At 54.3% G+C, this 13,175-nt stretch carries 11 protein-coding genes and 1 pseudogene; 11 read left to right on the top strand and 1 reads right to left on the bottom strand.

Annotated elements, in window-relative coordinates:
* Window positions 1–398: 398 nt before the first annotated feature.
* From ACR0QW_RS00935 to ACR0QW_RS00885, 11 genes are all read left to right on the top strand, one after another.
* Complete coding sequence (locus ACR0QW_RS00935) at window positions 399–1,022, top strand: hypothetical protein (protein ID WP_432641850.1); 624 nt, start codon at window positions 399–401, stop codon at window positions 1,020–1,022.
* A 213-nt stretch (window positions 1,023–1,235) separates the two neighbouring features.
* Entirely contained in the window at window positions 1,236–2,642 is a 1,407-nt protein-coding gene (gene dnaA / locus ACR0QW_RS00930; protein ID WP_432641849.1) for a chromosomal replication initiator protein DnaA, read from the top strand.
* A gap of 277 nt (window positions 2,643–2,919) precedes the next feature.
* Complete coding sequence (dnaN, locus tag ACR0QW_RS00925; protein ID WP_432641848.1) at window positions 2,920–4,047, top strand: DNA polymerase III subunit beta; 1,128 nt, start codon at window positions 2,920–2,922, stop codon at window positions 4,045–4,047.
* Window positions 4,047–5,183: a DNA replication/repair protein RecF gene (recF, locus tag ACR0QW_RS00920; RefSeq protein WP_432641847.1), complete on the top strand. Its 1,137-nt coding sequence runs from the start codon at window positions 4,047–4,049 to the stop codon at window positions 5,181–5,183. The genes dnaN and recF overlap by 1 nt, the downstream gene beginning before the upstream one ends.
* Entirely contained in the window at window positions 5,180–5,911 is a 732-nt protein-coding gene (locus ACR0QW_RS00915; protein ID WP_432641846.1) for a DUF721 domain-containing protein, read from the top strand. Before recF ends, ACR0QW_RS00915 begins: the two co-directional genes overlap by 4 nt.
* A complete protein-coding gene (remB, locus tag ACR0QW_RS00910) occupies window positions 5,889–6,116 on the top strand; it encodes an extracellular matrix regulator RemB (RefSeq protein ID WP_071141771.1) in 228 nt (75 codons plus the stop codon). The genes ACR0QW_RS00915 and remB overlap by 23 nt, the downstream gene beginning before the upstream one ends.
* A 15-nt stretch (window positions 6,117–6,131) precedes the next feature.
* On the top strand, window positions 6,132–8,072 hold the full coding sequence (gene gyrB, locus ACR0QW_RS00905; RefSeq protein ID WP_432641845.1) for a DNA topoisomerase (ATP-hydrolyzing) subunit B: 1,941 nt from the start codon (window positions 6,132–6,134) through the stop codon (window positions 8,070–8,072).
* An 11-nt stretch (window positions 8,073–8,083) separates the two neighbouring features.
* Window positions 8,084–8,788 (top strand): thiamine diphosphokinase, encoded by a 705-nt coding sequence (locus ACR0QW_RS00900; RefSeq protein ID WP_432641844.1) that lies wholly within the window; start codon window positions 8,084–8,086, stop codon window positions 8,786–8,788.
* Window positions 8,789–8,792: 4 nt separating this feature from the next.
* Window positions 8,793–9,557: a sulfite exporter TauE/SafE family protein gene (locus tag ACR0QW_RS00895; protein ID WP_432641843.1), complete on the top strand. Its 765-nt coding sequence runs from the start codon at window positions 8,793–8,795 to the stop codon at window positions 9,555–9,557.
* Between the two features lie 35 nt (window positions 9,558–9,592).
* Complete coding sequence (gene gyrA / locus ACR0QW_RS00890; RefSeq protein WP_432641842.1) at window positions 9,593–12,088, top strand: DNA gyrase subunit A; 2,496 nt, start codon at window positions 9,593–9,595, stop codon at window positions 12,086–12,088.
* A 310-nt stretch (window positions 12,089–12,398) separates the two neighbouring features.
* Complete coding sequence (locus tag ACR0QW_RS00885; RefSeq protein WP_432641841.1) at window positions 12,399–12,839, top strand: hypothetical protein; 441 nt, start codon at window positions 12,399–12,401, stop codon at window positions 12,837–12,839.
* Window positions 12,840–12,983: 144 nt separating this feature from the next.
* On the opposite strand, the pseudogene ACR0QW_RS00880 reads toward ACR0QW_RS00885, so the two are convergent.
* Window positions 12,984–13,175: pseudogene (locus ACR0QW_RS00880) on the bottom strand (transposase); the annotation flags it as partial.

Below are 13,175 nucleotides of genomic sequence, written 5' to 3'. Positions count from 1 at the left end.
TTTATCCCCAAGGTTATCCACATGTCCACATGAGAAGGCTTCCAGCAGCAGCTGATTTTCTTCAATTCCGAGTTCATGGCCCTTGTTCTCACACAACCCAACTTATCCACATGCTCCCAAACATCCAAACCCTGTCTCCATGCCCTTATCCCCAACCTTATCCACAGTTGTGGATAACTTTTGGTGGATAACCGCACTGCCTGTGGAAAACCGCTGCATTGGCTTTCCTGCTTGCTTCATCCCCTCTGTGCATAAAACTTATGCACAGGACAGCCGGATGTGGTATACTACTGTCATACAACCGTTGAAGCAGAGCCGGAGCAACCTTGTCCAACCATTGCCGGACGCCAGTTGGATAATCTGTTTCAAATAATTTTTCTAATCGAGGGGTATGACACATGATCACCATCAAAGACTATGCAAAACAAAAAGGAGTTTCCTACGAAGCCATCCGGAAACAGATCAAACGGTATGAGGATGAACTGGAAGGCCATCTGGTCAAACAGAACCGGTTCCTGATGCTGGATGATGAAGCCGTCCGCTTCCTGGACGGCAAACGGTCGGAAAATCCGGTCATCGTCTATGAGCAGAATAAGGATGAGGAACTGGAACAACTGCGCCACGAAAACAAGATGCTGCTGATCCAGATGAACACGGTCCAGGATCAGCTGGGTAAAGTGCAGCAAAAGCTCATCACCGAAATGAACACCACGAAACTGCTGACCAACGAAAAAGTCCAGTACCTGGAATACAAAGCCCAGGCTGAACAGAAGGAACTCCAGCTCCAGGATCTGGCCAAAGCCCGAGATGCCGCCCAGGAAAAATCCAATCAGCAGGAAGCCCTGCTGCGGCTGAAAGAACAACAGATCGGCGCCCTCACTGCTGCCAAAGAAAGCGCTGCCGAAAATCTGCAGGCGGCCCAGACCAGAGTAGAAGAACTGGAAAAGAGGGCCAAAACCGCAGAAGAAGAGACCCGGCGCCTGAAAAACCGGAGCTTCTGGGATCGGCTGTTCAACCGGTGATACTCTCCTTCTCCACCTCACTTATCCACACCTGTGGATAAGTATCTGTGTATAACCTGTGAATTGTGGATAACCGGTAAGCTGGGAAAACATCAGCTTCTGACGCCTTCCTTCTATATAAGTTATCCACACTGTCCACAGGTTTTTCCACAGGCAGCCCCTTTTTCGTGATATAATTGTACGTAATTTAAGGATAAAGGATGGATTGGAAACATGACAACGAAATCGCTCGCCCAAATCTGGGCAGATGTCCGGGCGGCCGTGGCTGCCAGCAGTGAAGGCGGCAGCTGGAAAATCTGGCTGAACCCCACCCGCCCCCGCAGCCTGTCGAACAATACCCTGATACTGGACGTACCCAATGAATTCACCAAGGAAAAAATCCAGGAAAGTTTTCTGCAGATCATGGAGGAAAGCTTGTCCCAAATCTGCGGCGGACCGATGAGGATCGAACTGGATGTGGTCAGACAGCCGAATGAGGAACAGAACCTGTTTTCGGAACAACCCCCTGTCCCGGCTCAGCCGGAAACAGCCACGGCTGCAGCAGCGCCCGTGATGCCCACCCCATCTTCTGCCGCCAAACCGGTCCAGGAATTCGACTCCCATCTGTCTCCCAAATATACCTTTGACAACTTCATCCGGGGCAAATCCAACGAGGAAGCCTATAATTTCTCCATGGGCGTGGCCAACGCACCGGCCAAAAGCTACAATCCCCTGTTCCTGTACAGCGATCCGGGCCTGGGCAAGACCCACCTGATGAATGCCATCGGCAACTACATCCATGACCATCATCCGGAAATGAAGATCCTGTACATCTCCAGCGAAACCTTCACCAATGAACTGATTGGCGCCATCCAGCACAACACCAACGAAGCCTTCCGGAACAAATACCGGAACATCGATGTACTTCTCATCGATGATATCCAGTTTCTGCGGAAAAAGGAATCCACCCAGGAAGAATTCTTCCATACCTTCGAAGCCTTGAAACAGGCGGACAAGCAGATCATCATCTCCAGCGACCGGCCGCCCAAGGAACTGGACACCCTGGAAGAACGGCTGACCAGCCGTTTCATGCAGGGACTGATCATCGAAATCAACCATCCGGATTTTGAAACCCGCAGCGCCATTTTGCGTAGCATGGCAGAAAAGGATCATATCGATTTCCCCCTGGAAGTCATCCAGCTCATCGCCACCAACGTAAAAACGAACATCCGTGAACTGGAAGGCGCCTATACGAAAGTCAGTGCCTATGCCAGCCTGGCCAAGCAGCCGGTGACCATGGAACTGGCCCGGAAAGCCCTGAAAGATCTGGATCTGGGCAGCTCCGTGGACAAGGTGATTACGGTAGATGCCATCATGGAACTGGTAGCCGCCCGTTACAAGATCCGGGTAGATGACCTGAAAGCCAAAAAACGCACCCGCTCCATTGCCTATCCCCGGCAGATTGCCATGTATCTGACCCGGGAACTGACGGATCTGTCCCTGCCCCGGATCGGAGAATGTTTCGGCGGCCGGGATCACACCACAGTCCTCCATGCCTGTGATAAGATTGCCGATGATAAGAAAAACGATGCCAATCTGGAACGGCAGCTGGCAAAACTTACGGATGAACTGAAGAAATAGTTCATTCTGGTCCTGACTTCCACAGATATCTGATAAGTTATCCACAAGTTGTGGATAATCTTGTGAATAACTTGTTGGTAATTTTGTGGATAACCGAAAAAGTCCCTGAAAAAGTGGATATGTGGATAACCAAAAGGAACTTATCCTCAAGGTTATCCACTCCCGTCAAAGGGCATCCTTCAAGGATCCCGGTACTTTTCCACATACCCACAGGGCCTACTACGAAGACTACGGATTTTAATAAATTTATCGATTTAGAAAATAAGGAGGTACTCCCATGCAGTTTTCTTGTGAAAGCAAAATGTTGGCCCAAAGCGTCAATATCGTAAAAAGAGCCATTTCAGCAAGCAACAATGCGCCAATCTTTTCAGGGATCCATACCACGCTGAAGGGCAATGAGCTCCATTTGATTGCCATGGATAATACCTACAGCATGAACATGAAACTGGAAGTCAATGGCATGGAAAATGGAGACATCCTGATTCCTGCCAAAGCCATCGGAGATCTTCTGGCCAAATTTGATGCAGATGAAGTGCTGACCATCCAGCAGCTGGATGGCGAAAAAGAAATGACTTTGACGGCCGCCAAGGCCAGAGGCCAGTATCACATCCCTTTGATGAATCCGGAAGAATATCCGGCCATTCCGGCTTTTGCCAGTGAACGGGTCCTGGAACTGCCGGAGGATGTAATCGGCAATTTGATCGACACCACGGTGTATGCCTGTGCGACAGATATGAGCCGGCCCTTGTATACCGGGGTTTACATGGAAAAAAGGGGAAAATGCCTGACTGCCGTAGGTACCAATACCCATCGTCTGGCCATCAAGGAAGCGGAACTGGAAAATGGAGACGACAGCGAATTTTCCATGCTGATCCCGGCCCGTCTGCTGAAGGAAATCGGCAGCAACCTGAACGGAGAACTGCCGGAACCTGTGACCCTGGCCCTGCAGGGGAGACAAATCATGGCCAAAGTAGGGGATTTAACCATTATTTCCAGCTTGATTGAAGGAAAATTCCCTGATTACAAGAGACCCATTCCGCCATCTTTCAGCAACCGGACTGTATTCAACCGGAAGGATATGGAAAAGGCCATCCAGCGGGTGGCCCTGTTCTCTCAGTCCGATTACAACATCGTGCGGCTGGCCATCGATGCCGATGGCATTACCCTGAGTTCTGCCGTCAGCGATATGGGACAGGGCAAGGAAATCATTGCCTGCCAGACAGTGGGCGACAAACTGCCTCTGAATATCGCCTTCAATTCCCGCTATATGATGGACTTTTTCAAGAACTGCGGCAGTGACACGGTGAGCATGGAAACGAACCAGTCTCTGGCTCCGGCCCGGCTCCTTCCGGAAGGGGATACCAGCTATACCTATATCCTGACGCCGGTGCGGGTCATCTTCTAATGCGCCTGGAAAAACTCCGGCTGCTGCATTTCCGGAATTATGAGCAGCTGGAAGTACCACTCCAGCACAATATAACCATTTTTTATGGGGACAATGCCCAGGGGAAGACCAATCTCCTGGAGGGAATCTATGTGGCTGCCCGGGGCTTTTCTTTCCGCACCCGCCACGAGGATGAGCTTCCCCAGTTTGGAGCAGAATCCTGGGCGGCCCAGCTGGATTACCGGGACCGGTACGGTGAGAACCGGCTCCTGGTGAAACGGCACCGGGAGCGGGGCCGGCTGAAGAAAGAGAACCTGCTGAACGGGACGGCGGTGAGCCCCAGGGAGCAGTACGGGCTGGTGAACCTGGTACTTTTCACTCCGGATGATCTGCAGCTGGTAAAGGGGGATCCGGCTCTGCGCAGGAAGTTCCTGAATATGGAAATCGCCCAGACCAGCCCCCTGTATTATGACCTGCTGGCCAAATACAACCGGGTACTGCAGCAGCGGAACAAGTTTTTGAAACAGTGCCGGGATCGCGAACAGCTGGAAGAGGCCCAGCTTTCTGTGTGGGATGTGGCTCTTTCCCAGCTGGCCGCGGGCATTGTGGATTCCCGGCTCCAGGCCCTTTCCGGCATTCGGGAGGCAGCCCGGAAGGTCTATGACGGAATCACCGGGACCCATGGAGCTCTGCAGCTGTCCTATGTACAGAAACAAAACGGGGGTGAGACACCCCTGGAAAATAACCCTGGCAGGGAGGCATGGATGTCCTTCTACCAGGAACAACTGAAAGCACGGCACCGGTTGGACTACCTGCGAGGATATACCAGCATCGGACCTCATCGGGATGATCTGGAAATCGTCCACGAAGGACGTTCTCTGAAGGCATACGGATCCCAGGGGCAGCAGCGGACGGCGGCTTTGGCCCTGAAACTGTCCGAACTGGAGTTCATCCGTTCTGTGCGGGAAGAATATCCGGTACTGCTGCTGGACGATGTGCTCAGTGAACTGGATGCGCACCGGCGGGAAAAACTGCTGGGCTTCATCAACGGTACGGTCCAGACTTTTTTGACAGTGAACGACCGGCAGCTGGCGACGGTCAGCGGTGATGTGGCCGCCTGGCAGGTACGGGAAGGCCAACTGGAGGCGAAAGTATGAAAGACGCGGAACTGCTGGTGCTGCAGGTGCTGAAGACACCTCGGGCCCGGAGGGAATTCCTGCTCCATGTGCTGAGGGTGCACTGGGCCGACTATCTCGGCCATACGGCGGCCAGCCATTCCCAGCCCTACCGGCTGGAGGAAGGGGTGCTGTATGTGCATACGGACAATCCCATGTGGTCCAGCCAGCTCCATATGCTCCAGGGGAAGCTGCTGGGTACCCTCAACCGGGAACTTGCACCGGAACTGAAGGGCCACAGACGGATCGTGAAACAGATCAAGTTCTATCATGGCATCATCGAAGATCTGCCCCGTCCCGATTTGGAGCAGAAGCCCTTCATGCCCCGGCGGGACAGTGAGCGGCGGTGCCCCTGCTGCGGCGTACCCCTGATCGGGGACGAGAAAATCTGCTTCACCTGCCGGAAGAAACAGGTGGAAGAAACCCGCCGGTCCATCCGGAGAGAACTGGACCAGCGGCCCTGGCTTTCCTACGAAGATTGCCGGAAACTGGTGGATTGTGATAAAATAACTTTTACTGACGTGAAGGCCAGACTGGAAGAATGGGCTCTGGATCGGGCCCTGGATCCACAGGCAACGGATCAGGAAATCGCCTTTGCGGTGATGGTGAATACCGGTATGCCGCCGGAAAAACTGACGGCGGAGCTGGTGGAACGCACCCTGGAAAGGGCCGGGAGGAGCCGTTATTATGTACCTGCACGTAGGAAATAATTATGTGGTCCGCTGTGACGAGATCATCGGGATCTTCGATATCCGGAACAAGCGGACGAATATCTACCGTTTTTTCCTGAGACCCAAACTGGAACAGGGGAATGTGGTCGACCTGACCGAGAATTTTCCGCCTTCCAGCTGTGTGGTGACCCGGGATAAGATCATTCTGTCAGGGATCTCCAGCAAGACCCTGCAAAGACGATAGCTTCGGGAGGTTTGTATGGCAAAGAAGAAACAGACAATTGAAGAGGAGATTGCCGTCCACGGGGAGTACGGGGCGGATCAGATCCAGGTCCTGGAAGGCCTGGAAGCCGTGCGGAAACGTCCCAGTATGTATATCGGCAGCATCAGCGCCCGGGGTCTGCACCATCTGGTGTATGAAGTCATCGATAACAGTATTGATGAAGCCCTGGCCGGCTACTGCGACCATATCCATGTAACCATTCATGAGGACAACAGCATCACCGTTACCGATAACGGCCGCGGTATCCCTGTGGAAATGCACAAGACAGGGAAACCGGCCATTGAAGTAGTTATGACCGTTCTTCATGCCGGCGGCAAATTCGGCGACGGGGGCTACAAGGTTTCCGGCGGTCTGCACGGCGTGGGCGTTTCCTGCGTGAACGCCCTGAGCAAGAAAATGGTGGTGGAAGTCAGGAAGAACGGGAAGGTCTATGGCATTGAATTCGCCAAAGGGAAGACCACCCGTCCTTTGTACGTGAAGGGGAAATGTCCGGAAAATGAGACCGGCACCAGCGTCACTTTCTGGCCGGACGATACTATTTTCACAGAAACTGTGTACAGCTATGACACGCTGAAGCACCGGATCCGGGAACTGGCTTTCCTGAACAAGGGTGTAAAAATCCAGCTCACCGATGAACGGAGCAGCCAGGATGAGACTTTCCATTACGAAGGAGGCATCATTTCCTTCGTGGAATTCGTGAACCAGGGCAAGGAACCCCTCCATGAGAAACCCATCTACGTGGAAGGGGAACGGCAGGACACCATTGTGGAAGTGGCCATGCAGTACACGGACGCCTACACGGAAAACATCTATACCTTCGTGAACAACATCAATACGGAAGAAGGGGGCACCCATCTGGCCGGCCTGAAACAGGCCCTGACCCGGTGCATCAATGACTACGCCCGGAAGAGCGGCATGCTGAAAGACAACGAGGCCAATCTGTCCGGGGACGATGTGCGGGAAGGCCTGACCTGCGTCATGAGCCTGAAGGTACGGGAACCCCAGTTCGAGGGCCAGACCAAGACGAAACTGGGCAACAGCGAAGTCCGGGGTATCGTGGACAACATGGTCACCGGCGCTCTCACCGAATACTTCGAGGAAAATGCGCCCGTAGCCAAGAAAATCGTGGAAAAGGCCATCATGGCCAGCCGGGCTCGGTCTGCTGCCAGAAAAGCAAGGGACCTGACTCGCCGGAAATCTGCTTTGGAAGTGAGCAGCCTGCCCGGCAAGCTGGCTGACTGCTCCAGCAAAAACGCCTCCGAAACAGAAATCTACCTGGTGGAAGGGGATTCCGCAGGGGGCAGTGCCAAGCAGGGACGTGACCGGAATTTCCAGGCCATCCTGCCGTTGCGGGGCAAGATCCTGAACGTGGAAAAGGCCCGTCTGGACAAGATGCTGAACAGCCAGGAAATCCGGGCCATGATTACGGCTTTCGGCTGCGGTATCGGCGATGAATTCGATATTGCCAAGGCACGCTATGACAAGATCATCATCATGACCGATGCCGATGTGGACGGTGCCCACATCCGGACCCTGCTGCTGACTTTCTTCTACCGGTACATGAGACCTCTGATCCAGCACGGCAACGTATTCATCGCCCAGCCGCCCCTGTATCTGATCCGGACCGGCAAGAAGCATACCTATGCCTACAGTGACGAGGAACTCCAGCGGAAGCTGGACGAAGTGGGGCGCCAGAACAATCCCTATGTACAGCGGTACAAAGGGCTGGGCGAAATGAACCCGGAACAGCTGTGGGAAACGACCATGGATCCGGCCAAGCGTACCGTGCTCCAGGTCCAGCTGGAGGATGCGGCCAATGCGGACCAGGTATTCTCCGTGCTCATGGGGGATAAAGTGGAACCCCGGCGGAAGTTCATCGAAGAAAATGCCGGCAAAGTGACCAACCTGGACTTTTAAGGAGCGCTGTGATGGGAAAAGTGGAATTCCAGCTTCCTCAGGGAACGCTGCAGCTGCAGCAGGAACAGCCGTCGGACGGTTCTTCGCTCATCGTGGTAGCCGGCGGCCGGCGGCCCGATCCTCAGTGGCTCCATACGGTGGGGCAGCTGGGTACAGTGATCGCCGCCGACCGGGGCGCGGATCATTGCAGGAAGGCGGAGGTGCTGCCCCGGTTCCTGTACGGGGACCGGGACAGTGCGGCTCCGGGTTCCTGGGAGGAATTCCTGCGCAAGGGAGTCAGAGCCAAGACCTACCCGGTAAACAAGGATGACACGGATCTGTCCCTGGTATTCCAGGATCTGGAGCCTGGGCAGAAAGTGATAGCTACGGGTATCTGGGGCGGCCGGGCGGACCATCTGTTCGGCAACCTGTATACTCTGCTGGCCTATGCCCAAAGGGGCGGTACGGTGATCATGGCTGACGAGCAGGAACTGCTGTGCTACCTGCTGCCGGGCACCCGGGCCACATTCACATCCGCCAGACGGCCACGGGCAGTGAGTCTGCTTCCCCTGACGCCGGAATGTACCGTGAGCATCCACGGGGTGCGCTGGCCATTGGAAAAGGCACCTCTCACCCAGGCCAATCCCTATGCGGTGAGCAATAAACAGACGGAACCGTCTGTAGAAGCGGAAGGTTACGCCGGCATTGCCGGACTGTATTTTACCTGGAAGGAGTAATGCCATGCTGGAATTTCATTTGCAGGACCTGATTTTTCTACTGGTGGCCGGTTTCATCGGCGCCTTCATCGATGCTGCCGTGGGAGGCGGGGGCCTGATTACCCTGCCGGCCTTCATGGCTATGGGCATCCCCACGCCCTTTGCCCTGGGCTCCAACAAGCTGGCTTCTTCCATTGGGGCGGTGTCCAGCTTCTTCACCTTTGCCCGGGAAGGGAAGGTGGACCGGAAAATCCTGAAGATGATGCCTCTCTCCTTTTTCGGCAGTGCGGCCGGGGCCTGCATTGCATCCCTGATGCCGGAACAGCTGCTGCGGTACATCGTGGTCATCGCCCTGGTATGCGTGGCCCTGTATACCTATCACAAAAAGGACTGGGGCGGGGTGAACACCATGGAGACCATGACCCGTTCCATGGCTGTGGGCATCGCCGTCATGGCCTGGTGCCTGGGCATGTACGACGGGTTCTTCGGACCAGGGACAGGTTCGTTCCTGATTTTCGGCTTTTTGTATTTTGGTTATAACTTCGTGACGGCAGCCGGCAACACCAAGGCTCTGAACCTGGCCAGCAACCTGGGCGGCCTGGTGGCATTCCTGCTGCTGGGGCGGGTCTATCTGGCCTATGCCCTGCCCATGGGACTGGTGGAAATCGCCGGGGCCCATCTGGGCGCGAAGATTGCCATAAAAAAAGGGGTGGGGTACATCCGCACCTTGTACCTGATCGTGACTGTGGTCCTGATCGGCAAACAGGTCTACGATCTTTTCTTGAAATAACCGCGCCGTGAGGCGCAGGAAGGAAGCGTGAGAACGTGGATGATCAGCAAAACGACAAGCAGACCATCACCGCGGGCAAAGTCATTCCCGTCTATGTAGAAGACGAGATGCAGAAATGCTACATCGACTATGCCATGAGCGTCATTGTCCAGCGGGCTCTGCCGGATGTGCGGGACGGTCTGAAACCGGTCCATCGGCGTATCCTCTATGCCATGAATGAAGCAGGGATGCTGCCCAACAAGGCCTATAAAAAATCCGCCCGTATCGTCGGCGATGTATTGGGTAAATACCATCCCCATGGGGATTATTCTGTGTATGATGCCATCGTGCGTCTGGCACAGGATTTTTCCACCCGGTATCTGATGGTGGACGGCCACGGGAACTTCGGTTCCGTGGACGGGGATCCTCCGGCTGCCATGCGGTATACGGAAGTGCGGATGGGCAAGATCGCTGTGGAAATGCTGCGGGATATCGAAAAGGATACGGTGGATTTCATCCCCAACTACGATGAATCCCTGAAAGAACCTACGGTGCTGCCGGCCAAGGTACCGGCGCTCCTGATCAACGGGTCTGCCGGGATCGCCGTGGGCATGGCCACCAACATCCCGCCCCATAATCTGGGCGAGGTGGTGGATGCCTGTGTCATGCTCATCGACCATCCGGATGCCACCATCGATCAGCTGATGACGGCCATCAAGGGACCGGACTTCCCTACGGGAGCCAAGATCCTGGGGCTGTCCGGCATCCGCCAGGCCTATACTACCGGCCGGGGTGTGGTGAAGGTGCGGGCCAAGACCCACGTGGAACCCATGCCCAAGAACAAGAACCGGATCGTGGTCACAGAAATTCCCTACCAGGTGAACAAGGCGAAACTCATTGAGAGCATCGCCCACCTGGTGCAGGACAAGACCCTGGAAGGAATCACCGATCTGCGGGATGAATCTGACCGGAAGGGCATGCGCATCGTCATCGAGCTGCGCAGCGATGTGGTCCCTGAAATCATGCTGAACAAGCTGTACAAGCACACCCAGCTGCAGGATTCTTTCGGCATCATCATGCTGGCCCTGGTGAACAACCATCCCCGGGTGCTGAACCTGAAGCAGATCCTGGAATACTATCTGGAACACCAGAAAGATGTGGTTACCCGGAAATGCCAGTATGAACTGAAGAAAGCCAGGGAACGGGCCCACATCTTGGAGGGCTTGAAGATTGCCCTGGATCATCTGGATGAAGTCATCGCCACCATCCGGGCCAGCGCCAACGGCGAAGTGGCCAAGAAGGCGTTGATGGACAAATTCGGCCTCAGCGACCGCCAGGCCCAGGCCATTCTGGATATGCGCCTGCAGCGCCTGACAGGTCTGGAACGGCAGAAAATCGAGGACGAATACAAAGAAGTCATGGCTACCATTGCCTACCTGGAAGATGTACTCAGCGATGAACACAAAATCATGGGCATTGTGCGGGATGACCTGCTGGACGAGAAAAAACGGTTCGGGGATGCCCGCCGTACTTCCATCGTACCGGATACGGGCGACCTGGAAACGGAAGACCTGATTGCCGAGGAAGATGTGGTGATCACCATCAGCCACCAGAGCTACATCAAGCGCCAGGCTCTCACCAACTTCCGGAACCAGAACCGGGGCGGCCGGGGCATCAAAGCCGGCAGCGGCAAGATCGTGAAGGAAGACAACAAGGTGAAGGGGGACTTCTCCGAGCACCTGCTCATGGCCAGCACCCATGACAACATCCTGTTCTTCACCAACCGGGGCCGGGTGTACCGGCAAAAAGGGTATGAAATCCCTGAAGCCAGCCGTACCGCCAAGGGCACGTTCATCCGCAACCTGCTGCCTCTGGAGGAGAACGAAAAGGTCAACGCCGTGATTGCCGTGAAGAGCGGCATCAGCGAAGACGAGAAGAAGTTCCTGTTCATGGCCACCAATATGGGGGTCGTGAAACGGACCAGTGTGAGCGAATTCAAGAGCGCCCGGAAGGGCGGCCTGATTGCCATCAACCTGGACGACGGGGAAGAACTGATCGACGTGAAACTGACCAGCGGCCATAACGATATCCTGCTGGCTACCAGGGACGGCTATGCCATCCACTTCATGGAAGACGATGTACGGCCTATGGGCCGTACCAGCCACGGGGTACGGGGCATCAGCCTGCGGCCTCATGACAGCGTGGTTTCCATGGACAGCTGCGTGGATGATACGGGTGAAGTGCTGACTGTTACCGACAAAGGTCAGGGCAAGCGGACCGATATTTCCGAATACCGGGTGCAGACCCGGGGCGGCAAGGGCATCATCAACCTGAAGGTGACCAGCAGGACCGGCCTGATTGTGGGCTCCAAATTCATCAACGAGACCCAGGACATCATGCTGATCTCCGCTGCAGGGATCATCATCCGGATGAACGCTTCCGATATTTCCACTTACGGGCGCAATGCACAGGGCGTGAAACTCATGGATCTGGAACCGGGTGACCAGGTGGCAGCTGTGGCCATCGTGAATACGGTAGGCGACGAAGAATGATATGACCGGAGCTGTGAAATCCTTTTTTACAGCTAACAAGGGACGGGGATGTGAAAAATATTTTTTCACATCCCCGTTTTCTGTGGATATCCTGTGCACAAGTGGATAACTTATTCTGGATATTGTGGAGTGAACAGGCTTTTACACAATATATGGGAGTTACCCACAGAGTTATCCACAGGAATTGTGGATAACAACCTTATTTTTGTGGATAAGCATGTGGATAAGTGGAAAACTTGACGGAAAAACCGGGATGCCGTATCCTGTTAACAGATGCAGCGGCGAACATTCCGTTGAAGGAGGAAAGCAAATGGCAGTTTTGAATGCGAAAGCAGAAAGCTTCAAGAAATTCGTAGAAAAGAAAGACCCCAAAGCATTTGTGGTGGATCCCATCGAAAAAGATCCGCTCCATACGGTGGTGTTCCGGTCCCATCTGACAGTGGACGGTACGCCTCTGCAGCTGATCGTGGTGCTGGACGACAGTGCCTTTGGCACCATCCGGGTGCTGCTGGCTCCCAAAGCCATGAAGGAAACCAATCAGGCAGCGCTCCTGAAGCTGCTGAATACCCTGAACAGCACTTATAAATCCTTCAAGTTCTACCTGGATAAGGAAGAATCCCTGATGATGGATACCTGCGTGATCTTCCACGACGAGCATGTGGATGGCAATATGATGTATGCCCTGTTCCAGATGATCAGCAAGGAACTGGATGCCCGTTACAAGGACATCATGAAGACGATTTGGGAATGAATCAGGCGAAGAAAAAGGGGGTGTGAAGAAATGAGAAATCATTCCTTCACACCCCCTATGTTTTTTATCTCTATGGCTCCCTCAACAAAATTTGAGGAGAAAAGAGCATATTTCCCCCTTTCCCCCAAAAATCAGCTTTTTTAATTAAGCTGCCATATCCATATGTGCTTGCTGTTTCTTATGGTATTTGTATAAGTTAAAGCCAATAGAAACCAGGAAAACTTCCATTTTCACTGAATCCAGACCTCATCGGACAATCCGGTCGTACTCCCGGTCATTTTTCATGACCCCGAAAGTACCTTCTGCCTGTATCGCACGAGTCCGTCTCAGCAGGAA

The sequence above is a fragment of the Acidaminococcus sp. genome, assembly GCF_050873445.1.
Lineage (GTDB): Bacteria > Bacillota > Negativicutes > Acidaminococcales > Acidaminococcaceae > Acidaminococcus.
This window is presented reverse-complemented; position numbering and strand designations above follow the sequence as displayed.

What these genes read in the sequence shown, in the direction of transcription:
- dnaA (WP_432641849.1), top strand. Translation starts at nt 1,236, where the DNA reads ATGACAACGAAATCGCTCGCCCAAATCTGGGCAGATGTCCGGGCGGCC.
- ACR0QW_RS00900 (WP_432641844.1), top strand. Translation starts at nt 8,084, where the DNA reads ATGGGAAAAGTGGAATTCCAGCTTCCTCAGGGAACGCTGCAGCTGCAG.
- ACR0QW_RS00935 (WP_432641850.1), top strand. Translation starts at nt 399, where the DNA reads ATGATCACCATCAAAGACTATGCAAAACAAAAAGGAGTTTCCTACGAA.
- gyrB (WP_432641845.1), top strand. Translation starts at nt 6,132, where the DNA reads ATGGCAAAGAAGAAACAGACAATTGAAGAGGAGATTGCCGTCCACGGG.
- remB (WP_071141771.1), top strand. Translation starts at nt 5,889, where the DNA reads ATGTACCTGCACGTAGGAAATAATTATGTGGTCCGCTGTGACGAGATC.
- recF (WP_432641847.1), top strand. Translation starts at nt 4,047, where the DNA reads ATGCGCCTGGAAAAACTCCGGCTGCTGCATTTCCGGAATTATGAGCAG.
- ACR0QW_RS00915 (WP_432641846.1), top strand. Translation starts at nt 5,180, where the DNA reads ATGAAAGACGCGGAACTGCTGGTGCTGCAGGTGCTGAAGACACCTCGG.
- ACR0QW_RS00885 (WP_432641841.1), top strand. Translation starts at nt 12,399, where the DNA reads ATGGCAGTTTTGAATGCGAAAGCAGAAAGCTTCAAGAAATTCGTAGAA.
- ACR0QW_RS00895 (WP_432641843.1), top strand. Translation starts at nt 8,793, where the DNA reads ATGCTGGAATTTCATTTGCAGGACCTGATTTTTCTACTGGTGGCCGGT.
- dnaN (WP_432641848.1), top strand. Translation starts at nt 2,920, where the DNA reads ATGCAGTTTTCTTGTGAAAGCAAAATGTTGGCCCAAAGCGTCAATATC.